22 protein-coding genes are annotated in these 24,216 nt (G+C 58.1%); 16 read left to right on the top strand and 6 right to left on the bottom strand.

Annotation, left to right across the window (positions count from 1 at the left end; all coding sequences use genetic code 11):
- The first annotated feature begins 41 nt into the window (after positions 1 to 41).
- Positions 42 to 686, top strand: coding sequence for a DUF4124 domain-containing protein (locus BLV81_RS15825; protein ID WP_092357950.1), 645 nt, complete (start codon positions 42 to 44; stop codon positions 684 to 686).
- Positions 687 to 745: 59 nt separating this feature from the next.
- On the opposite strand, the gene gatB is transcribed toward BLV81_RS15825, so the two are convergent.
- From gatB to gatC, 4 genes are all read right to left on the bottom strand, one after another.
- On the bottom strand, positions 746 to 2,200 hold the full coding sequence (gene gatB, locus BLV81_RS15820) for an Asp-tRNA(Asn)/Glu-tRNA(Gln) amidotransferase subunit GatB (protein WP_092357948.1): 1,455 nt from the start codon (positions 2,198 to 2,200) through the stop codon (positions 746 to 748).
- 10 nt (positions 2,201 to 2,210) lie between these two features.
- Entirely contained in the window at positions 2,211 to 2,744 is a 534-nt protein-coding gene (locus BLV81_RS15815) for a hypothetical protein (protein WP_092357946.1), read from the bottom strand.
- A 16-nt stretch (positions 2,745 to 2,760) separates the two neighbouring features.
- A complete protein-coding gene (gene gatA, locus BLV81_RS15810) occupies positions 2,761 to 4,227 on the bottom strand; it encodes an Asp-tRNA(Asn)/Glu-tRNA(Gln) amidotransferase subunit GatA (RefSeq protein WP_092357944.1) in 1,467 nt (488 codons plus the stop codon).
- A gap of 113 nt (positions 4,228 to 4,340) precedes the next feature.
- Positions 4,341 to 4,643 (bottom strand): Asp-tRNA(Asn)/Glu-tRNA(Gln) amidotransferase subunit GatC, encoded by a 303-nt coding sequence (gene gatC / locus BLV81_RS15805; RefSeq protein ID WP_092357943.1) that lies wholly within the window; start codon positions 4,641 to 4,643, stop codon positions 4,341 to 4,343.
- Between the two features lie 247 nt (positions 4,644 to 4,890).
- On the opposite strand from gatC, the gene BLV81_RS15800 reads away from it, so the two are divergent.
- The 11 genes from BLV81_RS15800 (at position 4,891) to BLV81_RS15750 (ending at position 16,578) form a co-directional block, all read left to right on the top strand.
- Entirely contained in the window at positions 4,891 to 5,934 is a 1,044-nt protein-coding gene (locus BLV81_RS15800) for a rod shape-determining protein (RefSeq protein ID WP_041742639.1), read from the top strand.
- Between the two features lie 166 nt (positions 5,935 to 6,100).
- Entirely contained in the window at positions 6,101 to 7,111 is a 1,011-nt protein-coding gene (gene mreC / locus BLV81_RS15795; RefSeq protein WP_092357941.1) for a rod shape-determining protein MreC, read from the top strand.
- On the top strand, positions 7,108 to 7,620 hold the full coding sequence (mreD, locus tag BLV81_RS15790) for a rod shape-determining protein MreD (protein ID WP_092357939.1): 513 nt from the start codon (positions 7,108 to 7,110) through the stop codon (positions 7,618 to 7,620). The genes mreC and mreD overlap by 4 nt, the downstream gene beginning before the upstream one ends.
- A gap of 65 nt (positions 7,621 to 7,685) precedes the next feature.
- Complete coding sequence (gene mrdA / locus BLV81_RS15785) at positions 7,686 to 9,689, top strand: penicillin-binding protein 2 (RefSeq protein ID WP_092358058.1); 2,004 nt, start codon at positions 7,686 to 7,688, stop codon at positions 9,687 to 9,689.
- An 8-nt stretch (positions 9,690 to 9,697) separates the two neighbouring features.
- Positions 9,698 to 10,810, top strand: coding sequence for a rod shape-determining protein RodA (gene rodA / locus BLV81_RS15780; protein ID WP_092357937.1), 1,113 nt, complete (start codon positions 9,698 to 9,700; stop codon positions 10,808 to 10,810).
- 76 nt (positions 10,811 to 10,886) lie between these two features.
- A complete protein-coding gene (locus BLV81_RS15775; protein ID WP_092357935.1) occupies positions 10,887 to 12,008 on the top strand; it encodes a septal ring lytic transglycosylase RlpA family protein in 1,122 nt (373 codons plus the stop codon).
- A 261-nt stretch (positions 12,009 to 12,269) separates the two neighbouring features.
- Positions 12,270 to 13,115: a phosphonate ABC transporter ATP-binding protein gene (phnC, locus tag BLV81_RS15770; protein ID WP_255365260.1), complete on the top strand. Its 846-nt coding sequence runs from the start codon at positions 12,270 to 12,272 to the stop codon at positions 13,113 to 13,115.
- Positions 13,116 to 13,190: 75 nt separating this feature from the next.
- Positions 13,191 to 14,171, top strand: a complete 981-nt coding sequence (gene phnD, locus BLV81_RS15765; RefSeq protein WP_092358056.1) for a phosphonate ABC transporter substrate-binding protein — start codon at positions 13,191 to 13,193, stop codon at positions 14,169 to 14,171.
- Positions 14,172 to 14,198: 27 nt separating this feature from the next.
- Positions 14,199 to 14,978, top strand: coding sequence for a phosphonate ABC transporter, permease protein PhnE (phnE, locus tag BLV81_RS15760; protein WP_369823889.1), 780 nt, complete (start codon positions 14,199 to 14,201; stop codon positions 14,976 to 14,978).
- A gap of 153 nt (positions 14,979 to 15,131) precedes the next feature.
- A complete protein-coding gene (locus tag BLV81_RS15755) occupies positions 15,132 to 15,629 on the top strand; it encodes a GNAT family N-acetyltransferase (RefSeq protein WP_092357929.1) in 498 nt (165 codons plus the stop codon).
- A 97-nt stretch (positions 15,630 to 15,726) separates the two neighbouring features.
- Positions 15,727 to 16,578: a D-hexose-6-phosphate mutarotase gene (locus BLV81_RS15750; protein WP_176992853.1), complete on the top strand. Its 852-nt coding sequence runs from the start codon at positions 15,727 to 15,729 to the stop codon at positions 16,576 to 16,578.
- Here BLV81_RS15750 and fmt read toward each other — a convergent pair.
- Together fmt and def are read right to left on the bottom strand one after the other, a co-directional pair.
- Positions 16,575 to 17,528, bottom strand: coding sequence for a methionyl-tRNA formyltransferase (fmt, locus tag BLV81_RS15745; RefSeq protein WP_092357925.1), 954 nt, complete (start codon positions 17,526 to 17,528; stop codon positions 16,575 to 16,577). The two genes, BLV81_RS15750 and fmt, sit on opposite strands and share 4 nt — an antisense overlap.
- Before the next feature lie 102 nt (positions 17,529 to 17,630).
- Positions 17,631 to 18,161: a peptide deformylase gene (def, locus tag BLV81_RS15740; RefSeq protein WP_092357923.1), complete on the bottom strand. Its 531-nt coding sequence runs from the start codon at positions 18,159 to 18,161 to the stop codon at positions 17,631 to 17,633.
- A 175-nt stretch (positions 18,162 to 18,336) separates the two neighbouring features.
- Between def and BLV81_RS15735 the strand changes: the two genes are divergently transcribed.
- From BLV81_RS15735 to BLV81_RS15720, 4 genes are all read left to right on the top strand, one after another.
- Positions 18,337 to 19,410 (top strand): LysM peptidoglycan-binding domain-containing protein, encoded by a 1,074-nt coding sequence (locus BLV81_RS15735; protein WP_092357921.1) that lies wholly within the window; start codon positions 18,337 to 18,339, stop codon positions 19,408 to 19,410.
- A gap of 60 nt (positions 19,411 to 19,470) precedes the next feature.
- Entirely contained in the window at positions 19,471 to 20,625 is a 1,155-nt protein-coding gene (gene dprA / locus BLV81_RS15730; protein WP_092358054.1) for a DNA-processing protein DprA, read from the top strand.
- Between the two features lie 182 nt (positions 20,626 to 20,807).
- Positions 20,808 to 21,287: a Smg family protein gene (locus tag BLV81_RS15725; RefSeq protein ID WP_092357919.1), complete on the top strand. Its 480-nt coding sequence runs from the start codon at positions 20,808 to 20,810 to the stop codon at positions 21,285 to 21,287.
- A 275-nt stretch (positions 21,288 to 21,562) separates the two neighbouring features.
- Entirely contained in the window at positions 21,563 to 24,205 is a 2,643-nt protein-coding gene (locus BLV81_RS15720; protein ID WP_092357917.1) for a DNA topoisomerase III, read from the top strand.
- The last annotated feature ends 11 nt before the right edge of the window (positions 24,206 to 24,216 follow it).

Genomic DNA, 24,216 nt, shown 5'->3' with positions numbered 1-24,216 from the left:
CCGGATTGCAACAAGCAAAGTGTCGACACCTGGATGACCGAATGAATCGTATTGCTCTTACTCTCAAACGGGGTTTGTTTTTGAGCGCGGCAGGCTTGCTGCCGCTGCTTGCGCACGGCCAGATTTATACCTGCAAGGATGCTGCCGGGCATACTGTGACCGCCGATCATCCGATGCCGGAATGCGCTGATCGCAAAATCCTGGAGTTGAGTAAGGCGGGCATGGTCAAACGGGAAATCCCGGCGCCGCTGAACGCTGAGCAAAAGCGTCAGCAGCAAGCGCTGGAAGACAAGCGCCGGGCCGAGGCGGCAGCAGAGGAGCAGCAGCGCCAGCAAGATCGCGCGTTGCTGTCCCGTTATCGCAGCGAAGCCGACATCGAGTCTTCACGCCGTTATTATCTGTCGCTGTCGCAGGATTTGATCAAGCGCGACCAGGTCGGCATCGACGATGCGAAGTATCAATTAAAAGCCGCCTACACCGAAGCCGAGTTTTACAAGCACAGGAAAACCTTGCCGGCTTCGCTGCGCAACAAGATAGACGAAGCCAACCGCGACATCGCCTACAACCAGAAAAACATGCTGGACCATCAAGCCGAGCTGGGGCGCATCAACGGCAAGTTCGATGAAACGGTAAAACACTATCGGGAATTGATGAGCGCCATGCCGGAGACGCAGGAAGCACGCTAAGATTTTGTCAGGTGGCGAGAATGATAATGCGGCCGGCGTAAGCGCCGGCCGCATGCATTTTAAGCGCTCAGTTTCTGCTTCAGCAGTTCAGTCAATTGCGCCGGATTGGCTTTGCCCTTGGTGGCTTTCATGGCCTGCCCGATCAGGGAATTAAAGGCTTTCTCCTTGCCGGCGCGGAATTCTTCGACCGACTTGGCGTTTGCCGCCAGTACTTCATCGATGATCTTTTCCAGTGCGCCGCTATCGGAAATCTGCTTCAAGCCCTTGCTTTCGATAATCTCGTCGGCCAGGTTTTCCTGCGCGGACCCGGCTTCCCACATGGCGCCGAATACTTCCTTGGCGATCTTGTTGGAAATGGTGCCATCCTCAATTCGTTGCAGTAATACCGCCAATTGTTTTGGGCTGACCGGCGCTTCGGAAATGTCGACGTTTTCGCGGTTCAGCGTAGAGGACATATCACCCATTAGCCAGTTAACCGCAGGTTTGGCTTGCGCGCCACCGGCGGTGACCGCTTCAAAATAGCCGGCCATCGCCTTCGATTGCGTCATCGCCGCAGCATCATATGCTGACAAACTGAAATCGCGCACGAAACGTTCACGCATCGCCTCCGGCAATTCCGGCATGGTCGCCTTGACGCGCGCAACCCATTCCGCACTGATCACTAGCGGCGGCAGGTCAGGATCCGGGAAGTAGCGATAATCTTGCGAATCTTCCTTGCTGCGCATCGAGCGGGTTTCTTTCCTGTCCGGGTCGTACAGGCGGGTTTCCTGCACGACAGTGCCGCCATCTTCGATCAGTTCGATCTGGCGGCGTATTTCGTAGTTAATCGCCTCTTCCATGAAATTGAATGAATTGAGGTTTTTGATTTCGGTGCGGGTGCCGTAGGCGGCTTGCCCGACCGGGCGCACCGAGACGTTGGCGTCGCAACGGAAAGAGCCTTCCTGCATATTGCCGTCGCAAATCCCCAGCCACATCACCAGCGAGTGCAAGGCTTTGGCGTAGGCGACCGCTTCGGCCGCGCTGCGCATATCCGGTTCGGTGACGATTTCCAACAGCGGCGTGCCGGCGCGATTGAGGTCGATGCCGGTCATGCCTTGATAGTCTTCGTGCAGCGATTTGCCGGCGTCTTCTTCCAGATGGGCGCGCGTCAGCTGCACGGTCTTGAGTTCGCTCTTGCCGTCTTTTTCCAGGACGAAGGAGACTTTGCCGCCTTGTACCACCGGGATTTCAAACTGGCTGATCTGATAGCCTTTCGGCAAGTCGGGATAGAAATAATTCTTGCGCGCGAAGATCGATTGCGGCGCAATCGTCGCGTTCACCGCCAGGCCGAACTGGATCGCGCGCTCGACCGCGCCACGGTTCAGCACCGGCAGCACGCCCGGCAGCGCCAGATCGACCGGGCTGGCCTGGGTGTTGGGGGCGGCGCCAAACTGGGTCGACGAGCCGCTGAAAATTTTTGATTTGGTCGAGAGTTGCGTATGCGTTTCCAGACCGATCACGACTTCCCACTGCATAATTATTTCCTTATTTGTCTTGGTAACTGCAGTCGCCGGTTGTTACATCTACCGACAACTCTGTAAAGTTTACTCTTGAACCGCACAGCGCGGGACAGCTGGGTATCACATGCAACTTGTCGCCTTCGCGTTGCAAGCGGACGCTGCAATTCATGCCGTGATTGAAAGAATCGTAGCCGCGTTGATGGCGTGCCGCGACCGGATCTTTCAAAGTGATGCGCCAGTTTTCTTTCAGCCCGTCTTGCCGAAATTCCGCTTGCAGGCCGTCGCCGGTATCGATGCTGCAATCGAAACCGTGGGTCGGCCGGTACTGCGCCGATTCCCAGCGTAGCGCCTCGATCTTGTCGCCATCCAGCTTGAATTCGCCGGTGTCGCCATAAATCACCTTTTCACCATCTTCATCGCGCGTCAGCGAACAGCCGAATTTGGTCTGCAATTGCTGGGCCTGGACAGCCGGCGCCATCAACGCAGCGCTCAAAGCCAGCACGACAGGCACAGTCAGCTTAGAGTGGCGAGCAGTGAAAAAGCGCAAGATCGATGGCATGATTTACCGATCGTTCTTAATCAGGGCTGCGCAAATGCCAGTCGGTGACGCGCTGATACTGATGCGCGACGTTGAGCAGCTTGGCTTCGTCGTAATAATTGCCGATGATTTGCAGTCCGACCGGACGCTTTGCATTCTTCTCGCCCTGGCCGAAACCGCAGGGTATCGACATGCCCGGCAAACCGGCCAGGCTGGTCGACAGCGTGTAGATATCCGCCAGGTAGTTGGCGACCGGATCGTCTGCCTTGGCGCCCAGATCCCACGCCACGGTCGGCGATACCGGCCCCATGATGACGTCGCATAGCCGGTTCGGCCCAGTCAGCGCATTCTGGAAATCCTGGGCGATCAGGCGCCGGATTTTTTGCGCCTGCAAATAGTAGGCATCGTAATAACCGTGCGACAACACGTACGCGCCGACCAGAATCCGGCGCTTCACTTCTTCGCCGAATCCTTCCGCGCGCGACTTCTTGTACATGTCGGCCAGGTCTTTGTAATTGGCGGCGCGATGGCCGTAACGGACGCCGTCGAAACGGCTCAGGTTGGACGACGCTTCGGCCGGCGCAATCACGTAATAGACCGGGATCGACAGCTCGGTTTTCGGCAGCGAAATATCGATCAGCGTAGCGCCCAGCTTTTCATACTCCTGCAGCGCTGCGCGCACGGCTTGCTCGACATCGGCCGACAGGCCGCTGCTGAAATATTCGCGCGGAATGCCGATGCGCAGGCCCTTCAGGTCCTGGTTCAGGCTGGCGCTGAAATCTTCTTTCTTGCGCTCCAGGCTGGTCGAATCGCGCGGGTCGAAACCGGTCATGGCGTTCAGCAGCAGCGCGCAATCTTCCGCGGTTTGCGCGATCGGGCCGGCCTGGTCCAGCGACGAAGCGAAAGCGATCATGCCGAAGCGCGAGACGCTGCCGTAAGTCGGCTTGATGCCGGTGACGCCGCACAAGGAAGCCGGTTGACGGATGGAGCCGCCGGTATCGGTGGCGGTCGCGGCTGGCGTCAGGCGCGCAGCTACGGCGGCGGCTGAACCGCCGGATGAACCGCCCGGAATTGCGGTTTTATCCCAAGGATTTCTGACCGGGCCGAAATGCGAGTTTTCATTCGATGAACCCATCGCGAATTCATCGCAATTCAATTTACCCAAGGTCACCATGCCGGCGTCATTGAAGTGTTCCACCACGGTGGCGTCGAATGGACTGGTATAGTTTTCCAGCATCTTCGAACCGGCGGTAGCACGCCATCCGCGCGTCACGAAAATATCCTTGTGGGCGATCGGCACGCCGGTCAGCGGCGTGCTGTCGTTTTGCGCCAGGCGCTGGTCGGCGGCGCGCGCCTGTTGCAGGGTCAATTCCTGATCGACATGCAAAAATGCATTCAGATCGCTGCGCCCGATGCGCGCCAGATACAGTTGCGCCAGTTCCTCGGCAGAAATCTTCTTTTCGTGCAGTAGCACCGACAGTTGCTTGAGAGTTTTGGTATGCATGAGAATTTTTAAATATGAACTTTGCGGGGTGGCGCATGAAAGCCATCAAGCTTTGTCTTGCGGCGACCAATATGCTGTGCATCAATTGATTGCGCATGCATTCATGTGTCGACTTATTCGATTACTTTCGGCACCAGATACAAGCCGTCTTCAGTTGCCGGCGCTACCTTTTGATATTCCTCGCGATGATTCGACTCGGTCACCACGTCGTCGCGCAAGCGCAGCGACAAATCCTGCTGCAGCGCGGCAATCGGGTGGCTCAGCGGCTCGATGCCGGCGGTATCCACCGCCCGCATTTGCTCGACCAGCGAGAAAATGCCGTTCAGTTTATCGAGCGTGGAAGCGGCCTGGTCTTCAGTGAGTTCGAGGCGTGCCAAATTGGCAATGCGCTTAACGTCGGAAAGGGCTAGTGACATGATTTTCGATGGCGCTCAAGGGCGCTGCTGCTGTTATGGTTAAAAAAGAAATACTTTGCTTGCCGATAACTTCTCGGATTTTTGTAAAAAGCAAGCGTTTTGAGCGCTATACGCCCTAATTTGAGTCAAATTATAAGGTAGAATGTTGCGTCCATGCGGCAGGTAATAGATCTTTACCATGCGCCGGATACTAGACACCCCCCTAAAAAACGTTTGAGCGCACCATTGTTGCGCATTGGAACAATTCATGTTTGGATTTTTACGCAGTTACTTTTCGAATGACCTGGCGATTGATCTGGGTACCGCGAATACGCTGATTTATGTGCGCGATCAAGGTATTGTCCTGGATGAACCGTCGGTTGTTGCGATTCGCCAGCAAGGCGGCCCTAACGGCAAGAAAACTATTCAAGCTGTCGGCCGTGAAGCAAAACAGATGCTGGGTAAAGTCCCTGGCAATATCGAAGCGATCCGACCGATGAAAGACGGCGTGATTGCCGACTTTACCGTCACCGAGCAGATGCTCAAGCAATTCATCCGCATGGTGCACGACACCAAGCTGTTCAAGCCTTCGCCGCGCATCATCATCTGCGTGCCTTGCGGTTCGACCCAGGTTGAGCGCCGCGCGATCCGCGAATCCGCGCTGGGTGCCGGCGCATCCCAGGTGTTCCTGATCGAAGAACCGATGGCGGCCGCGATCGGCGCCGGTTTGCCGGTGTCGGATGCAACCGGTTCGATGGTGGTGGATATCGGCGGCGGCACTACCGAAGTCGGCATCATCTCGCTGGGCGGCATGGTCTACAAAGGTTCGGTACGCGTCGGCGGCGATAAATTCGATGAAGCCATCGTCAACTACATCCGCCGCAACTACGGCATGCTGATCGGCGAGCAGACCGCTGAAGCCATCAAGAAGGAAATCGGTTCCGCCTTCCCGGGTTCGGAAGTGCGTGAAATGGAAGTCAAGGGACGCAATCTGTCGGAAGGCATTCCGCGCTCGTTCACCATCTCCAGCAACGAAATCCTGGAAGCCCTGACCGACCCGCTCAACAACATCGTTTCCGCCGTCAAGAACGCGCTGGAACAGACGCCGCCGGAACTGGGCGCCGACATCGCCGAAAAGGGCATGATGCTGACCGGCGGCGGCGCCTTGCTGCGTGACCTGGATCGCCTGTTGATGGAAGAAACCGGCTTGCCGGTGATCGTCGCCGAAGATCCGCTGACTTGCGTGGTGCGCGGCTCCGGCATGGCGCTGGAACGGATGGACAAGCTGGGCTCGATCTTTTCTTACGAGTAATCCAGGCTGATGCGACGCTTGCCCAACTTCTTCAGTTTGATCTTGAGGTTGGGTAGCGGCAACCGGGTCGGTGCATTGTGCATACGACCCGTTGTTACATCTGCGGTATCGACATGAATCTGTTCGTACCGCCAGCCACTGACCACACCGAACCTGTCCATTATTGATGGAATACAGTCCACCACCCCTCTTCAAGCAAGGTGCTTCAGCCCGCGCCAAGGCGGTGATATGCACGCTGTTCGCGTTGGCGCTGCTGATCGCCGACTCACGCATACATGCTTTGCAGCTGCTGCGCCAGGTGGTCGGCACCGCGCTCTATCCATTGCAGATGGCGGCGCTGATGCCGCGCGATGCAAGCAATCGCGTGATCGATTATTTTTCTTCGCTGTCGACGGTGGAAAAAGAAAATCAGATGCTGCGCAGCCGGCAAGGCGAGCGCGCCCAGCAATTGCAGCAGGCGCAACAGCTAGCCGCAGAAAATGCACAACTGCGCAATTTGCTGGGGGCCGAGCAGCGTGTGCCGGTGAAGTCCGTGATGAGCGAAATCCTGTACGACGCGCGCGATCAGTTCGCTCGCAAAGTGATCATGAACCGCGGTTCGCGGCATGGCGTCGCCGCCGGCCAGCCGGTGATTGACGATGCCGGCATCGTTGGCCAGGTGACGCGCGTCTTCCCGTTTACCTCCGAGGTGACGCTGCTGACCGACAAGGATCAGGCGATCCCGGTGCAGGTGCTGCGCAACGGCTTGCGTAGCGTTGCCTACGGGCGCGGCCAGTCCGGGTATCTGGATTTGCGCTTCATGTCGTCCAATGCCGATATCAAAAAGGGCGACGTGCTGGTGACTTCCGGTATCGACGGCGTTTATCCGGCCGGCTTGTCGGTCGCCAAGGTAGTGCAGGTCGAATCCAAGTCGGCCGATGCATTTGCCCATATCGTTTGTGAGCCGATCGCCGGCATCGACAGGCACACCCAGTTGCTGATCCTGCTGGTCGATCCGAGCCCGACCGCGCGGCCGGACGACGAAGCGGCAGTCCCGAACAGCAAAGCCGACATACTCAGCAAGCGCCGGCTGACCGAAAGCACGCGCGACAAAACCAGAGAGGCTGCGAAAGAAGCAGTGAAAGACAATAGCCCCGAAGGGGCCCGCAAGAATCCGCAGGGAGCCGGTACCCGATGATGCGTCCTCATTACATCCTGCTGCCCGCCAATCCATTGTTCATTGCGATGACATTGCTGCTGGCGTTCCTGCTCAATTTGCTGCCCTGGGGGCAGTGGCCGGGCGTGCCGGATTTCGTCGCGCTGGTGCTGGTGTTCTGGAGTATTCACCAACCGCGCAAGATCGGCATCGGCATTGCCTTTTGCATGGGCTTGCTGATGGATGTGCACGAAGCCACGTTACTCGGCCAGAATGCGCTGGCTTATACGCTGCTATCGTATTTTGCGATCATGATCCATCGCCGCGTACTGTGGTTTTCGGTGGAGATTCAAGCTTTGCACGTGTTGCCCTTGATGTTGCTGACGCAGTTGATACAGCTGATCATCCGCATGTCTGTCAGCGGCAAGTTCCCGGGCTGGCTGTATTTTTCCGAAAGCTTTGTCTGCGTGGCGTTGTGGCCGTTGGTGGTGTGGCTGTTGCTGGCGCCGCAACGCCGTGCGGTCGACCGCGATGACAATCGCCCGATTTGATATTCACCGCCTGCGGCAGATGATGCCAATTGCTGCCCGATGCCAGCTTTAGCCTTAGCTTATCCATGACCGAATTTAAAAACACCGAGCGCGAACTACGAAATTTCCGGTTGCGGATCTCGGCGGCCGTGATTTTTGTGCTGATCTGTTTCGGCTTGCTGGGCGCGCGTTTTATCTGGTTGCAAATGGTGCGCCACGATGCCTACGCCGCGCAAGCCGAGGACAATCGGATTTCGCTGGTGCCGGTAGTGCCGAACCGCGGCCTGATCATGGACCGCAACGGCGCCATCCTGGCGCGCAATTATTCTGCCTATACGCTGGAAGTCACCCGTTCCAAAATCAAAGGCGATCTCGACAGCGTGATCGACGAACTGGCGCAGGTGGTCAGCATTACGCCGAAAGACCGGCGTCGCTTCAAGAAGTTGCTGGAAGATTCCAAGAGTTTTGCCAGCCTGCCGATCCGCACCCGTCTGAGCGACGAGGAAGTGGCGCGCTTCACCGCGCAGCGTTATCGCTTCCCGGGGATCGATGTGCAGGCGCGCTTGTTCCGTCAATATCCGCTGGGCGAAGTGGCGGCGCACGTGATCGGTTACATCGGCCGCATCAACCAGAAGGATGCCGACCGCATCGACGACAGCGACGATGCCGCCAACTATAAGGGCACCAGCTATATCGGCAAGGATGGCCTGGAAAAGAGTTACGAGCAGCAGTTGCACGGCACCACCGGCTACGAGGAAATCGAAATCGCTGCCAGCGGACGCGCGGTGCGCAGCATGTCGCACGTTTCTGCGGTACCGGGCAACAACCTGATCCTGTCGATCGATATCGAACTGCAGAAGGTGGTAGAGGAAGCGTTCGGCGATCGCCGCGGCGCGCTGGTGGCGATCGAGCCGTCCACCGGCGACGTGCTGGCGTATGTCTCGCAGCCGTCGTTCGACCCCAATCTGTTTGTCGAAGGCATCGATCAGCAAAGCTGGGACGAGCTGAATAATTCGCCCGATCACCCGTTGATCAATCGCCCGATGAGCGGCACTTATGCGCCCGGGTCGACCTACAAGCCGTTCATGGCGCTGGCGGCGCTGGAGCTGGGCAAACGCACCACTTCTTTCGCCATCAACGATATCGGCTATTTCATGCTGGGCGGGCACCAGTTCCGCGACGACAAGGTAGGCGGCCACGGGCGGGTGGACATGTACCGGTCCATCGTTGAATCTTGCGATACCTACTACTACATGCTGGCCAACGACCTGGGCCCCGACACCATCCACGATTTCATGAAGCCGTTCGGTTTCGGCCAGCTTACCGGCATCGACCTGGAGCACGAGCAGCGCGGAATATTGCCGTCGACCGACTGGAAGCGCAAATACTACAAACGGGTGGCAGCGCAGAAGTGGGTCGGAGGCGATACGATTTCACTTGGAATCGGCCAGGGCTTCAATGCTTTTACGCCGCTGCAGATGGCGCACGCGGTAGCGACCTTGGTCAACGATGGGGTAGTGATGAAACCGCATCTGGTAAAGATCATCGAAGACGGCACGACGCGCACGCGAACGGAAACCGTGCCGAAGGAAAGTTACCGCATTCCGCTGAAGCAGGAAAATATCGATTTCATCAAGAAGGCGATGGTGGGTGTAACGCACGAAGGCACCGGGAGAGCAACGTTTGCCGGCGCCGGTTATGAATCGGGCGGCAAAACCGGAACCGCCCAGGTCTTAAGCATCAAACAAGGTGAAAAATACGACAAGAGGCACAATGGCACGCGCCTGGCGGATAATGCCTGGTATACCGCGTTCGCACCCGCCGACAAGCCGCGCATCGCGATTGCGGTGATTGTCGAAAACGGCGGCTTCGGCGCCGCTGCTGCGGCACCGATCGTGCGCAAGGCACTGGATTTCTATTTGCTAGGCAAACGTCCGGGGGACAGCGACAAGGCCGCGTCGCCGGCAGCGGCGCCGGTGTCGGCGGAAGACGATGCCGCGCCGGCACAGCGGGAAAGTCAGGCCAAGGCTGGCGAGAATACTGAAGACGCCTATAAGCCGGGCGAAGAAACCCCGGGTAATCGCGAGTAATTGGAACCATGAATCTGACCGATAAACATAGCGTCTGGCAAAACATCAAATCGCATATTGCGGTGTTTGACGGCGCCCTGTCGCTGATCATGTTTTTGATATTGTCAGTCGGCATCGTCACCTTGTATTCGGCCGGGATCGATTTTCCAGGAAGAGTCGAAGACCAGTTGCGCAATATCCTGGTGGCGTTCGTCATCATGTGGATCGCCGCGAATATTCCGCCGCAGACCCTGATGCGGTTTGCGATACCGGCCTACGCGCTGGGCGTATCGCTGCTGATCGCGGTGGCGCTGTTCGGGATAGTAAAAAAAGGTTCGCGCCGCTGGATCAATATCGGCATGGTGATCCAGCCTTCGGAAATCATGAAAATCGCGATGCCGTTGATGCTGGCCTGGTATTTCCAGAAGCGCGAAGGCATGATCACCTGGCGTGATTACCTAGTGGCGGCAATCTTGCTGGTGCTGCCGGTCGGCTTGATCATCAGGCAACCGGATCTGGGGACCGGCACCCTGGTGCTGGCGGCGGGATTCTATGTGATCTTCCTGGCCGGCTTGTCGTGGCGCATCCTGATCGGCCTGGCAGTCGCCGTCGGCGCCAGCCTGCCGGTGCTGTGGTCGGTGTTGCACGACTATCAGCGGCAACGCGTGATGATGCTGATCGATCCTACTTCGGATCCGCTCGGCAAAGGCTTCCATATCATCCAGTCGACCATCGCGGTCGGCTCCGGCGGGATTTTTGGCAAGGGCTGGCTGAAAGGCACGCAAGCGCATCTGGAATTTATCCCGGAACGCACCACCGATTTTATTTTTGCGGTATTTTCCGAAGAATTCGGCATGATCGGCAACGGCGTCTTGTTGTTCCTGTATATGTTGCTGATCGGCCGCGGCATGATGATCGCGGTCAACGCACCCACCATGTTCACGCGCCTGCTGGCCGGGTCCATCACATTGATCTTCTTTACTTATGCATTTGTCAATATGGGCATGGTCAGTGGCATTTTGCCGGTAGTTGGCGTACCTTTGCCATTCATGAGTTATGGTGGCACCGCACTGGTCACCCTGGGGCTGGGCGCCGGCATATTGATGAGCATCCAGCGCCACCGCAAATTGATACAGACTTGATCTTGGTTGAACTTGTGTAGCAAAAGTCGGGTCCATTCATGCAATTATTTGTGTTCAAACGCCGTCAGGAGAGTGCATGATAGGTAAGCAAAGCGGCAAACTCCGTCGCTGCAACGTTGTTACATATTCCAGTGCCTTGCTGCTGTCGCTGATTCTGGCCGGCTGCGGCAGCGCGCCGCCAACATCTTCCACGCCGTCTGCGCCGGTCAAATCCGGTTCTTCCGGCAATATCGCCGGCCGTAACGGGCCCGCGCTGCCCCCGGCAGGCTCGGGGCGCGGCGGCTACTACAAGGATGACGGTCCGGGCGACGCCACGCCGGAAGGGCTGTTAGATACCCCGGATGCGATTCCCGTAGTTGAACCCTACTCGCGCACAGGCAACAAGCCGTATGTCGTGTTTGGCAAGACGTACACCCCGCTGACAGACGACCAGCCGTTCAAGCAGCGCGGCATCGGCAGCTGGTACGGCAAGAAATTCCATAAGCAAAAAACATCATCCGGCGAACTGTACGATATGTACAAGATGACAGCCGCCCATCCAACCTTGCCGATCCCATCCTATGCCCGGGTGACCAATCTGAAAACCGGCGCACAGGTGATTGTGCGTATCAATGACCGGGGGCCGTTCCACTCGAGCCGCATCATCGACCTGTCTTATACCGCAGCGCTGAAACTGGGTTATCTGGGCAGCGGCAGCAGCCAGCTGGAGGTGGAACGCTTGCTGCCGGCGGATATCGACGCTCTTAATAAACAGCGCGGCAACGCGCCGGCATCGCAGACAGCGACGGCGCCGGTCAAGAGCGAGCCGGCCAGGGACAACACGGCCGCCGCCGCAGTGACTACCGAAGCGGTCGACATGCCGGTGTTGAGCGCGCAACCGTTGCTCATAAATCCAGAGCCTCAGGTGCAAGGACAGGCGCAGGCGCCAAGCGCAAGCGCGGCCACCGGCAACAGCAGTTCGCTGGCCGCCGGATATTACCTACAGTTCGGCGCATATTCGCAGCAAGCCAATGCCGACGGCGCCCGCGCTCGCTTGATGCAGGAGTTGTCCGGGCTGGTCGCTTCGCTCGACAGCATCGCGGTGAATGGCCTGTATCGTCTGTATGCCGGTCCGTACACCAGCCGGATTGACGCCGACAGCGTCTTGCAACAGATCCGGCAACGCTCCGGCGCTACGCCGATCATCGTCCAGCGTTAGATCGCATAGGCGTTGCCAATCCAACCACATGCCAGTGATGGCGGTGCGTTTCCAATACAGCCGATCCGGCCGTCTCCTGTCGTTGCTCAACAGCGCCTTCCTTTGCCGAACCAGTAAAGCTTGGAAAAGACGGGACTAAACACGCTTGCTGAAGATATCCGCCTTGCTTTGTTGTAACCGAATGGTCATAGAAACTTCATACGCCTGACATATTTGACCGCAATACTTCGGCCATTCAAAAGCGCAATGGCGGTCAATATCATGGTTGAAATCAACGGTTTGTCAAAGACCTTCCGCGGCGGATTCCGCGCCCTAGACAACGTCAGCCTGCGTTTCGCGCAAGGCGAGATGGTGGCGCTGATCGGCGCATCCGGCTCTGGAAAATCGACTCTTTTACGGCATATTTCCGGATTGATGGCCGCAGATAACAGCGGCGGCACAATCTCCATCGACGGCCATGCGGTGCAGAAGGATGGCGTCGTCGACCGCAATATCCGCGCGGTGCGCGCCAACGTCGGTTTTGTCTTTCAGCAATTCAACCTGGTGGGCCGCCTGCCGGTCTTGACCAATGTGTTAACCGGCGGCCTGTCACGCATGCCGCTCTGGCGCAGCTGCTTCAAAATATTTACCGCCGAAGAGAAAGCGCTGGGCCTGGAAGCGCTGGCGCGGGTCGGCATTTCCGAGCACGCCTACAAACGCGCTTCCGCGCTCTCCGGCGGCCAGCAGCAACGGGCTGCGATTGCCCGCACCATCGTGCAGAAGGCGCGCGTGGTGCTGGCCGACGAGCCGATCGCATCGCTGGATCCGGAATCGGCGCGGCGCGTGATGCAAACGCTGGCCGACGTCAACCAGCGTGACCGCAGCACGGTCATCGTGTCGCTGCATCAGGTCGATGTGGCCTTGCGCTTCTGCGCGCGCACTGTGGCCCTGCACAAAGGCCGTGTGGTGTACGACGGCCCGTCCAGCGCCTTGACGGAAGCGATGCTGCGCGAGCTGTACGGCAGCGAGGCAGAGGACATCCTGGGCGGCTCCAACAGTCTGACCCGGCCGACCGCCGCGGTGCCAACGCCGTTCGATAGCATACCGGCGCTGGCAGTCGCGGCCTGAACGCGCAATCCGTCATTGAATTTCATCCTTATCGCCGCCCCTCTCGTCATCCCTTTCAATCAGGAGTTTCAAATCATGCTTGCAAAATTATTTTCCGGCGCTGCAATGACAGTGGCGCTGCTGGCAGCGACGGCTTCCGTGGCCCTTGCCGACGACGTCAAAGAACTGAACTTCGGCATTATTTCGACCGAATCGTCGAAGAACCTGAAGCAAGACTGGCAGCCGGTGCTGGATGAACTGAGCAAGCGCACAGGCATCAAGGTGAATGGTTTCTTCGCTTCCGACTACGCCGGCATTATCGAAGGCATGCGCTTCGGTAAAGTACAGATGGGCTGGTTCGGCAACAAGTCGGCGATGGAAGCGGTGGATCGCGCCAGCGGCGAAGTGTTCGCGCACGTGCTCAATCCGGATGGCAGCGCCGGTTACTACAGCCTGGTGGGCGTGCAAAAAGACAGCCCGAACAAGAGTATTGAAGACATCTTGAAAAATGCCAAGGGACTGACCTTCGGTATTGGCGATCCGAATTCGACTTCCGGTTTCCTGGTTCCCAGCTATTACATTTTCGCCAAAAACAACGTCGATTCGAAGACTGCGTTTAAAGTGATCCGCACTTCCAATCACGAAGCCAATATCCTGGCGGTCGCCAACAAGCAGATCGATGCCGCCGTGTTCGCCTCGGACACCATGGCCCGGATCGAAGAGCGTCAGCCGGCGGTTGCCAAGGAAGTCCGGATTGTCTGGAAATCGCCGTTGATCGCAGCCGATCCGCTGGTATGGCGTAAAGACCTGCCGGCAGACGTCAAAGCCAAGATCAAGGATTTCTTCGTCAACTACGGCAAGACCGGTCCTAACGCAGCACAGGAAAAGGCGCAACTGGCCAAGCTGACATACAGCGGTTTTGAAGCCTCCAGCGATGCCCAGCTGAACCCTATCCGTCAACTGGAACTGTTCAAGCAAAAAGGCAAGCTGGAAGCGGATGCCAACCTGAGCGCCGAAGACAGGAAAAGCAAGCTGGACGACATCAACCGTAAATTGTCCGACCTGGCCAAATCCTGAGCAATGACAAGTCCCGCAACTTTGAAAATGCAAAACACGCTCCCTTTGCCGCCCAAGCAAGCGATTGGCCGGACCTTGTTCTGGGGCGTGTTGCTGGCAGTCCTGATCGCATCGTGGAAGGGCGCCGACATGCGCCCGCTCGAGCTGTTGCGCGACGGCGGCAACATGGGCACTTACGCCGCCAGTTTCTTCCCGCCCGATTTCCATGACTGGCGCACCTATCTGCAAGAATTGCTGGTCACCATACAGATCGCGGTCTGGGGCACTGCATTGGCGGTAGTGTGCGCGGTGCCGTGCGGCTTGCTGGCATCTTCCAATATCGCTCCGGCCTGGGTCAACCAGCCGGTGCGCCGTTTGATGGATGCGGCACGCGCGATCAATGAAATGGTGTTTGCGATGCTGTTCGTAGTGGCGGTTGGCCTGGGCCCGTTTGCCGGCGTGCTGGCGCTGTTTGTGGCGACCACCGGGACTTTGTCCAAGCTGTTTTCGGAAGCGGTCGAAGCCATCGATCCGCAACCGGTCGAAGGGATACGCGCTACCGGCGCCAATGCGCTGGAAGAAATTGTCTACGGCGTGCTGCCGCAGGTGATGCCTTTGTGGATTTCCTATGTGCTATATCGTTTCGAAGCCAATGTCCGTTCGGCGACGGTGGTCGGCATGGTCGGCGCCGGCGGCATCGGCGTGATTCTGTGGGAAGTGATCCGCAGCTTCGAATATGCCCAGACTTGTGCAGTACTGATCATGATCGTGGTTGCAGTAAGTGTGATTGATCTGATGTCGTCACGTTTGCGCAAGCTCTTCATCTAAGCAATCCTTCCAGGTAATCCGTTTCTGCTTGCACAGCAATGATTGGCGCGCCGCCTGCGATTTATCGCAAGCCGGCCGCGCCATTTTTCCATGGGCGGAATTTTCGGTATAGTCTTTATCTTCTCGAATGCATCCGACACGGAGTAAAGACCGATGACCGCCACCGCTTCCGATCATGTTTTGCCACGCGCTACCGTTACTGTGCGCCAGGCTACCCCCGACGACGCCGAGACCCTGGCAGCGCTGCTGGCCGAGATGGACGATGAACCGACGCGCGCCGCCAGGCTGGACGCCGCCGGTGTCCGCCAGATCATGGCCAGGATGGCTGCCTATCCGTATTTCCGGGTGTTCCTGGTAGTTGCCGACGAGGTTGCGGTGGGCACTTTCAGTCTTCTGGTTTTCTGCAGCCTGAGCCACGAAGGCACGCTACAGGCAGTGATGGATGCCGTCGTCATCGGCCGCGCATGCCGCGGCCAGGGTATCGGCAGCGCGATGCTGGATCATGCCGTGCGGATTGCCGGCGAGGCCGGTTGCTACAAGATTGCGCTGTCGTCCAATCTGAAGCGCATGGACGCGCATCGCTTCTATGAAAATTTCGGTTTTACGCAGCACGGGATCAGTCTCGCCGTTCCGGTTCCGAAGTCGGCGTAGCGCACGCGGGAACCACAAGCGGGCGCCGCTAGCGGGAGCCGCAAGCGGGTGCCGCAAGCGGGAGCATAATATGCACCTAGCCACAGGAGACACGATTTTGCCAAATTCAGAGAATCTGCAAGCGACCGACGATTTCATCATTGCAACCGCCGCCGACGGCGCGCAGGTGGGAGTGACGCTGCATGGCGGCCATGTCTGTTCCTGGCGCACGCCGGATGGCGTCGAGCGTTTGTTCATGAGCCCGTTGAATTCGTGGCTTAGCGACAGCGCCATCCGTGGCGGCATTCCGGTGATTTTTCCGCAATTCGCCAGCGAAGGGCCGTTGCCCAAGCATGGTTTTGCACGCACCAGCGCCTGGACCTTGCTGGAATCTTCGCGCCAGATAGACGGCAGCGGATCGATTCGCCTCGGCCTGGCCGATTCAGCGAAAACCAGGCTGGTATTTCCCCACGCGTTTGCGCTCGAATTGCGCGTGCAATTTTCTGGCGAGGCCTTGCATACCGAGCTGAAGGTGACGAATAATGGCGATCAGCCTTTCGAATTCACCTGCGCCTTGCATACCTATTTGAATGCAGATATTGCCGATGCCGCTGTGTACGGACTCGACGGCTATCGCTATCGCGACTCTGTCGACAAGCGCCGTATCAAGATTGCGGATGAAGAGGTCCTGCATATCGCCAGGGAGGTCGACCGGGTTTATTTTGCGGTCGATAAACCGATTACCCTGGGCGGCCGCAAGCAAAGCGTGATCGCAACCCAGACCGGATTTGCCGATACGGTAGTGTGGAATCCCTGGGAAAACGGCTGCGAGCAAATTGCCGATCTGAAGCTGGATTCTTATCGGCATTTCGTATGTGTCGAGGCTGCCTCGGTTGAGCATCCAATTACATTGGCGCCGCATGCGGTCTGGAGCGGGGCTCAAAATCTGGAATGCGTGTTGATCACCTAGCCGAACTTTCCGCCCTGCATCGGGAACGCCTTCAGAAACTCAGCCGCCGGCAGGCGCTTGCCGCCCGGTTTCTGTAATTCTGTAATACGCAATGCGTCACTGCCGCAAGCCACGATCACGCCATCGTGCGGATCGGCGCTGACGATCGTTCCTGGCGCGTGCCTGCCATCCGAGGCAACAACTTTTGCCTGCCACAATTTCAAGGCGACTCCTGCGAACGCGGCTGAGGCCGCGGGGAAAGGATTGAATGCGCGTATCTTGCGCTCCAGCACATCGGCTGGCAGTGTGAAATCGAGAGCGGCTTCTTCCTTGCCGATCTTGGCGGCATAGCTCACGCCTTGCTCCGGCTGCGGCGTCGCCGGCAGGGCGTTCTGCTCCACGCGGCGCAGCGCTTCGACAATCATGTCGCCACCGAGTTTTGCCATTTTGTCATGCAGGGTGCCGGTGGTGTCGTCGGCGCCGATCGCCATTTTCTCGATCAACAGCATGGCGCCGGTATCCAGCCCCTGATCCATCTGCATGATGGTGATGCCGGTCTCGCTGTCGCCGGCTTCAATCGCCCTGTGGATAGGGGCGGCGCCACGCCAGCGCGGCAGCAGCGAGCCGTGGATGTTCAGGCAGCCGCGCGGCGGGATGTTCAAGACGCTGAGCGGCAGGATCAGGCCGTAGGCGGCCACCACCATGATATCGTGCGGCGTTGCCTGCAACAATGCATGCGCTTCTCTGGCTATCTCAGGATACTTGCCATCCAGCCGCAGCGAGACCGGTTGCGCTACCGGCATCTGATGATCCAATGCAAACTGTTTGACCGGCGATGCATGCAGTTGCATGCCGCGGCCGGCCGGCCGGTCGGGCTGGGTCAGCACCAGCGTGATCTGATGACCGGCGTCGTGTAAGGCTTTGAGCGCCACGGCGGCGAATTCGGGGGTACCGGCGAAGATGATTTTCATGGGGCGATAGTACAGCAGCTGGAGGCCAAAAATGATTGCGGGACAAAGTGCAAGAAACGCTAGGCGCTTCTTGCACTTTGTCCCGCAACATGGAAAAGATGTTTATCTGCTAGCGTATTGCTTGTCACGCTTCTGCTCGCGTTCTTCCTTGAGCATCTTGGCCTTGATCCGGTTGCGCTTCAAAGGCGACAGGTATTCAACGAATACCTTGCCCATCAAGTGGTCCATCTCGTGCTGGATACACACCGCCAGCAAGCCGTCGGCGTCGACTTCAAACGGATTGCCGTCGGCATCCAGGGCGCGCACCTTGACCCGCGCCGGGCGTTCGACGCCGTCGTAGACGCCAGGCACCGACAGGCAGCCTTCGTCGTAAATCTGTTTTTCTTCGCTGGCCCAGAGAATCTGCGGATTGATGAAAACGTGCAGGTCGTTGCCGGTATCGGACGTGTCGATGACGACCAGTTGTTCATGGACGTCGACTTGCGAGGCAGCCAGGCCGACGCCCGGCGCTGCGTACATGGTTTCGGCCATGTCGGCGATCAATTTTTTGAGGCGAGTGTCAAAAACTGTCACTGGTTTGGCAATTTTGTGCAAACGGGCGTCAGGGTAAAGCAGGATATTTAATATGGACATACAAGATTGCGTAACAATTTAGGCTATTTGGAAGGGGTTTTCTCTTGCTAGTTCAATCGATTATGGGCAAAATTTGATTCACTATGGCAAGTTTTTTGCTTTGCCTCGATCAGCCGTGGCGATGAACCAATAAGGGTGTAGGCGCCAATTTAACGCAGTATCCACCGGAAACAATATGAAAAAGTTTAGCACAGCTGCACTCCTTCTTGCTTTAAGCACCGGATTTGGCCTCTCGGGCATGGCTCACGCCCAGGCGGTCAAGACCATGCGTTGTGAATTTTTAGCCAACGCTCCGGATCAGCATGTCGTGGTGCGCGGCGATACGCTGTGGGGAATTTCCGGGAAATTCCTGCAGCATCCGTGGTGCTGGCCGCAAGTATGGGGCTTGAACCAGGACCAGATTCGCAATCCGCATTGGATTTATCCAGGCCAGATCGTTTATTTCGACCGCGCCAACGGCCGCCTGCGCCTCGGCAATACAACCAGCGGCGAACCCGGCGTCGTGAAGTTGTCGCCGCAAACGCGCGTGCAAGGCATCGGACGCGATGCGATCACCGCCATTTCGACCGATGCCATCGGCCCTTTCCTGTCGCAACCGCTGATCATCGAAGACAACGATTTGCAGAATGCGCCGCATATCGTGGCAGTCCAGGACGGCCATCTGAACCTGGGGAAGAGCGATAAAGCCTATGTGCGCGGCGACCTGACGGACGCTACTGCGTTCCAGGTTTTCCGTCCCGGCAATTCGCTCAAGGATCCGGATACCGGCAAGGTCATCGCCAATGAAGCGCTGTACCTCGGTACCCTGAAACTGGACCGCAGAGGTAAAACTCCTGACGAGGCGGCGACATTCAGCGTGGTCGACACCAAGGAAGAAATGCAGGTCGGCGATCGCATCATTCCACGGCCGGTCGAGCCGATCCTGAATTATGTGCCGCACGCGCCGGCCAGCGACGTCCAAGCCCGCGTGGTCTCGGTCTATGGCGGCGTGGCGACCGCTGCGCAGAACCAGATCCTGACCGTCAACCGCGGCAAGGCCGACAATATCGATGTCGGCACGGTGCTGCAGCTGTACCGTTTCGGTAAAACCGTTAAGGATCCTGCCGATCATAACAACATGGTCAAGCTGCCGGACGAACAATACGGTACCCTGTTCATTTTCCGTGTGTTCAACCATATTTCGTATGGCTTGATCATGGAAGTCCAGCACCCGGTCGATATCGGCGACATCGCCAGATCGCCAGAATAGAGGTCCTTGCCGCTGTTGACAACGATAAATAAAGATAATCATCATCACGATGGCGGCGGTATGAGCCGCCCTGCTGCAAGCACAGCAACTGAGGCCGACGAACTGGCAGCCTGGTTGCGTCTCGAGCAGACTGCCGGCGTCGGCGCCGAAACCGCGCGCCGGCTGCTGCTGGCCTTCGGTCTGCCGGAAAATATCTTTTCCTCGTCCTTCTCGGCCTTGCACAAAGTCGTGCCGGAACGGATCGCCTACGCCTTGCTGGCGGCGCCGTCGGATGCGCTCCGGGCACTGACAGCGCGCACGCTGGAATGGCTGCAGCAACCGGGCAATCAGCTGTTCACCTTGGCCGACAGCGCTTATCCGCAAGCCTTGCTGGATATCGCCGACCCGCCGCTCATACTGTATGTGAAGGGGCGCGCCGAGTTGCTGGCGCGGCCGGCCATGGCCGTGGTCGGCAGCCGCAACGCTACCGCGCAGGGCATCGCCAATGCCGATCGTTTCGCCGAAATCCTCAGTCAGCGCGGCCTGACCATCATCTCCGGCATGGCTTTGGGAGTCGACGCCGCTGCGCATCAAGGCGCTTTGCGCGGCGCCGCGGGCAGCCCTGACGGCGGCAGCACGGTGGCGGTCATCGGCACCGGCGCGGATATTGTGTACCCGGCGCGCAATCGCGGGCTGGCGCATCAGATTGCCGAGGCCGGTTGCATCGTCAGCGAGTACCCGCTGGGGATGCCCGGCATAGCGGCCAATTTTCCGCGTCGCAACCGCATCATTTCGGGCCTGGCGCGCGGTGTGCTGGTGGTTGAGGCCGCGGCGCAGTCCGGCTCGCTGATCACGGCCAGGATGGCGGCCGAGCAAGGACGTGACGTATTCGCTATCCCCGGTTCGATTCACTCGCCGTTGTCCAAAGGCTGCCATCAACTGATCAAGCAGGGGGCCAAGCTGGTGGAGTCGGCACAGGATATTCTGGAAGAGCTGGACCCTTTGCACGCGATGGCGGCGGTTCAGGCTGGCGCTGCTGCGATGCCGGTCGCCGCGGTGGCTGGCAGCGCCAATCAGGAGTTGCTTGCCGTACTCGGGTATGATCCGGTCAGTTTCGACGTTCTGGCAGAGCGCAGCGGCAACGATGCGGCCAGCCTGAACGGCCAGTTGCTTGAGCTGGAACTGGCGGGACTGATCGAGGTTTTGCCGGGTGGAATTTATCGCCGTATCGGCTGATACGGACCGTCTCTGGCGTGATGGCATTTTGCCATTTCGGGCAGCGTTGCATAAATCCTGCGATACTTGTATACGTATACGAAGTAGGCAGAGCCAGCCAGTTTGCAGTTGTTTTCACGGTTACCGTTGTACTTTACTTGTCTTACCTTGTCATATCCTTACCTTAGCGATACAGTAGAACCATGTTTGAAGTCCTTGTTTATCTGTATGAAACTTATTATCGGCCCGACGCCTGCCCTGAACCGGAGGCTTTGGTCAAGAAGCTGTCAGCCATCGGCTTTGAAGAAGACGAAATCGCCAAGGCGCTCGGCTGGCTGACCGATCTGGCGGAGACCAACCACGAATTCGCCGATAAATACCCGCAGCAAACCGCTTTTTCTTTTGGCATCCGCATTTATGCTCAGCAGGAAATCGATGTGCTGGGCATTGCCGCGATTGGTTTCATCCAGTTCCTGGAGTCGGCCAAGATGCTCAACCCGGTGCAACGCGAGATTGTCATTGAACGTGCGTTGTCCGTCAGCGAGACCCCGGTCCCGCTCGATAAACTCAAGGTGATCGTGTTGATGGTGCTTTGGAGCCAGGGCAAGGAGCCGGACGGCTTGATGTTCGACGAACTGTTTATCGACGAAGACGACGATCCCGAACCGCGCCAGCTGCACTAAACGCCGCTTACACCTGCCGCAGGCTGGCCAGACCGCAGACCGGGTCACGGCGCTTGCGATTTTTCCAACAACCCGCTTATCATTGGCCGCATTAATGCGGCGCAGACTGTGAAATTTGTTGCGAGTTACTGCAATGAGTTTGCTGCTGGGTTTACTGATATATTACGGGGACTTTCCCGTCAGCAACTAAATTTCCAGGCTGCCACCTACGTGCAAAAGCAAAAACATGCGCTCCCTATCCTTATTATGATGCGCGTAACTTTCGAGACAACACTATGAGCAAGACCCTCATCATTGCTGAGAAACCATCTGTCGCGAACGACATCGCGAAGACGCTCGGCGGCTTCACCAAGCACGATGAGTACTTTGAATCCGACGAATACGTCCTGTCCTCGGCGGTCGGCCATCTGCTGGAAATCGCCGTTCCTGAAGAATACGACGTCAAGCGCGGCAAATGGACTTTCACCCATCTGCCGATGATTCCGCCGCACTTCGCGCTGAACCCGATCGCCAAGACCGAGTCGCGACTCAAGGTGCTCAACAAGCTGATCAAGCGCAAGGACGTCACCGCACTGATCAACGCCTGCGACGCTGGGCGTGAAGGCGAGCTGATTTTCCGCCTGATCGCGCAATATACGAAAGCCAAGCAGCCGGTCAAGCGGCTCTGGCTGCAATCGATGACGCCGGGCGCGATACGCGACGGTTTCACCCACTTGCGTGAAGACAAGGACATGCTGCCGCTGGCCGACGCCGCCCGCTGCCGCAGCGAAGCTGACTGGCTGATCGGCATCAACGGTACCCGCGCAATGACTGCCTTCAATTCGAAAGAAGGCGGTTTCTACCTGACCACCGTCGGCCGGGTGCAGACGCCGACCTTGTCGATCGTGGTCGAGCGCGAAGAGAAGATCAAGAAATTCGTGCCACGCGATTTCTGGGAAGTGCGCGCCGACTTCGTCTGCGCTGCCGGTATCTACGAAGGCCGCTGGCTCGACACCGCGCACAAGAAGGATGAAACCGATCCGGAAAAGCGCGCCGAGCGGCTGTGGAGCAAAGCTGCCGCCGAATCCATCGTTGCCGCCTGCCGCGGCAAACTGGGCAACGTGCGCGAGGAGTCGAAGCCGACCACCTCGATGGCGCCGGCGCTGTTCGACCTGACCAGCCTGCAGCGCGAAGCCAACTCGCGCTTCGGCTTCTCCGCCAAGAACACGCTTGGCCTGGCGCAGGCGCTGTACGAAAAGCATAAGGTGCTGACCTATCCGCGTACCGATTCGCGTCACCTGCCGGAAGATTACCTGAGCACCGTCAAGCAAGCGCTGGAAACGGTGTCGGAGAATAATAACTATCAGCAGTTCGCTGCGCAGATCCTGAACAAGGGCTGGGTCAAGCCGAACAAGCGGATCTTCGACAACACCAAGATCAGCGATCACTTCGCGATCATCCCGACCACTCAGGCGCCGAAGAATCTGTCGGAACCGGAGCAGAAGCTGTACGACCTGGTTACCCGCCGTTTCATGGCGGTTTTTTTTCCGGCCGCCGAGTTCCAGGTCACCACCCGCTACACCGAAGTATCCGGCCATCAGTTCAAGACTGAAGGCAAGGTCATGACGAATCCGGGCTGGCTGGCGATCTACGGCAAGGAAGCCGCGGATGACAAGGATCCGGAAAACAGCGGCACGCTGGTTGCCGTGGCCAAGGATGAAAAGGTCAAGACCGACAAGATTACCGCCAACGGCCTGGTCACCAAGCCGCCTGCGCGCTACACCGAAGCGACCTTGCTGTCGGCGATGGAAGGCGCAGGAAAATTGCTGGACGACGGCGATCTGCGTGAAGCCATGGCAGGTAAAGGTTTGGGTACGCCAGCCACGCGCGCCGCCATCATCGAAGGTTTGCTGAACGAAAAGTATCTGCTGCGTGAAGGCCGGGAAATGATGCCGACCGCCAAGGCATTCCAGTTGATGACCTTGTTGCACGGTCTCGGCGTGGATGAATTGACGGAACCGGAGCTGACCGGCGAATGGGAACACAAGCTGTCGCAGATCGAGCGCGGCACCATCAGCCGTGAAGAGTTCATGCGCGAGATCGCGCAGCTGACCCAGATCATCGTCAAGCGCGCCAAGGAATACGATAACGACACCATCCCCGGCGACTACGCCACCTTGCTGGCGCCGTGTCCGAATTGCGGCAGCGTGGTCAAGGAAAACTATCGCCGCTTCGCCTGTACCAAATGCGAATTCTCGATGAGCAAGACACCAGGCAGCCGTCAGTTTGAAATTCCTGAAGTCGAAGAATTGCTGACCAAGCGCACCATCGGTCCGCTGCAAGGGTTCCGCTCGAAGATGGGCCGGCCGTTTGCCGCGATCCTGAAAATCAGCCGCGACGAAGAGATCAAGAACTTCAAGCTGGAATTCGATTTCGGCCAGAACGACGGCGAAGGCGAAGATGGCGAGGGTGTGGATTTCACCGGCCAGACCGCGCTTGGTCCATGTCCGAAATGCGGCAGCGGCGTCTACGAAATGGGCTTGGCCTATGTCTGCGAAAAATCCGTAGCCAAACCGAAAGCTTGCGATTTCCGTAGCGGCCGCATCATTCTCCAGCAAGAGATATTGCCGGAGCAAATGGTGAAGCTGCTCAATGATGGCAAGACCGATTTGTTGCCGGGCTTTATCTCGCAACGTACGCGCCGGCCGTTCAAAGCCTTCCTGGTCAAGGGCAAGGATGGCAAGGTCAGCTTCGAGTTTGAAGAGCGCAAAGCCAAGGCGCCAGCCAAGGGCAAGGCAAAAGCTGCTGCGGTCGAAGGCGAAGATGGCGAGGCAGCGGCGGTAGCGAAGAAGCCGGCAGCCAGGAAGCCCGCAGCCAAGAAACCGGCGGCTAAAAAAGCGGCGCCCAAAAAAGTGGTCGCCAAGCGTAAAGCTGCATAAGCGTTGGTCTA

The sequence above is a fragment of the Collimonas sp. OK242 genome (assembly GCF_900107095.1).
Lineage (GTDB): Bacteria > Pseudomonadota > Gammaproteobacteria > Burkholderiales > Burkholderiaceae_D > Collimonas.
This window is presented reverse-complemented; position numbering and strand designations above follow the sequence as displayed.

Bases quoted from the DNA above. Each gene is read 5' to 3' on its own strand.
- BLV81_RS15800 (WP_041742639.1), top strand. From the start codon at position 4,891: ATGTTTGGATTTTTACGCAGTTACTTTTCGAATGACCTGGCGATTGAT.
- phnC (WP_255365260.1), top strand. From the start codon at position 12,270: ATGGTTGAAATCAACGGTTTGTCAAAGACCTTCCGCGGCGGATTCCGC.
- mrdA (WP_092358058.1), top strand. From the start codon at position 7,686: ATGACCGAATTTAAAAACACCGAGCGCGAACTACGAAATTTCCGGTTG.
- BLV81_RS15755 (WP_092357929.1), top strand. From the start codon at position 15,132: ATGACCGCCACCGCTTCCGATCATGTTTTGCCACGCGCTACCGTTACT.
- phnD (WP_092358056.1), top strand. From the start codon at position 13,191: ATGCTTGCAAAATTATTTTCCGGCGCTGCAATGACAGTGGCGCTGCTG.
- BLV81_RS15825 (WP_092357950.1), top strand. From the start codon at position 42: ATGAATCGTATTGCTCTTACTCTCAAACGGGGTTTGTTTTTGAGCGCG.
- rodA (WP_092357937.1), top strand. From the start codon at position 9,698: ATGAATCTGACCGATAAACATAGCGTCTGGCAAAACATCAAATCGCAT.
- BLV81_RS15735 (WP_092357921.1), top strand. From the start codon at position 18,337: ATGAAAAAGTTTAGCACAGCTGCACTCCTTCTTGCTTTAAGCACCGGA.
- BLV81_RS15720 (WP_092357917.1), top strand. From the start codon at position 21,563: ATGAGCAAGACCCTCATCATTGCTGAGAAACCATCTGTCGCGAACGAC.
- BLV81_RS15775 (WP_092357935.1), top strand. From the start codon at position 10,887: ATGATAGGTAAGCAAAGCGGCAAACTCCGTCGCTGCAACGTTGTTACA.
- BLV81_RS15725 (WP_092357919.1), top strand. From the start codon at position 20,808: ATGTTTGAAGTCCTTGTTTATCTGTATGAAACTTATTATCGGCCCGAC.
- BLV81_RS15815 (WP_092357946.1), bottom strand. From the start codon at position 2,744: ATGCCATCGATCTTGCGCTTTTTCACTGCTCGCCACTCTAAGCTGACT.
- mreD (WP_092357939.1), top strand. From the start codon at position 7,108: ATGATGCGTCCTCATTACATCCTGCTGCCCGCCAATCCATTGTTCATT.
- dprA (WP_092358054.1), top strand. From the start codon at position 19,471: ATGAGCCGCCCTGCTGCAAGCACAGCAACTGAGGCCGACGAACTGGCA.
- gatB (WP_092357948.1), bottom strand. From the start codon at position 2,200: ATGCAGTGGGAAGTCGTGATCGGTCTGGAAACGCATACGCAACTCTCG.
- phnE (WP_369823889.1), top strand. From the start codon at position 14,199: ATGCAAAACACGCTCCCTTTGCCGCCCAAGCAAGCGATTGGCCGGACC.
- def (WP_092357923.1), bottom strand. From the start codon at position 18,161: ATGTCCATATTAAATATCCTGCTTTACCCTGACGCCCGTTTGCACAAA.
- mreC (WP_092357941.1), top strand. From the start codon at position 6,101: ATGGAATACAGTCCACCACCCCTCTTCAAGCAAGGTGCTTCAGCCCGC.
- gatC (WP_092357943.1), bottom strand. From the start codon at position 4,643: ATGTCACTAGCCCTTTCCGACGTTAAGCGCATTGCCAATTTGGCACGC.
- gatA (WP_092357944.1), bottom strand. From the start codon at position 4,227: ATGCATACCAAAACTCTCAAGCAACTGTCGGTGCTACTGCACGAAAAG.
- fmt (WP_092357925.1), bottom strand. From the start codon at position 17,528: ATGAAAATCATCTTCGCCGGTACCCCCGAATTCGCCGCCGTGGCGCTC.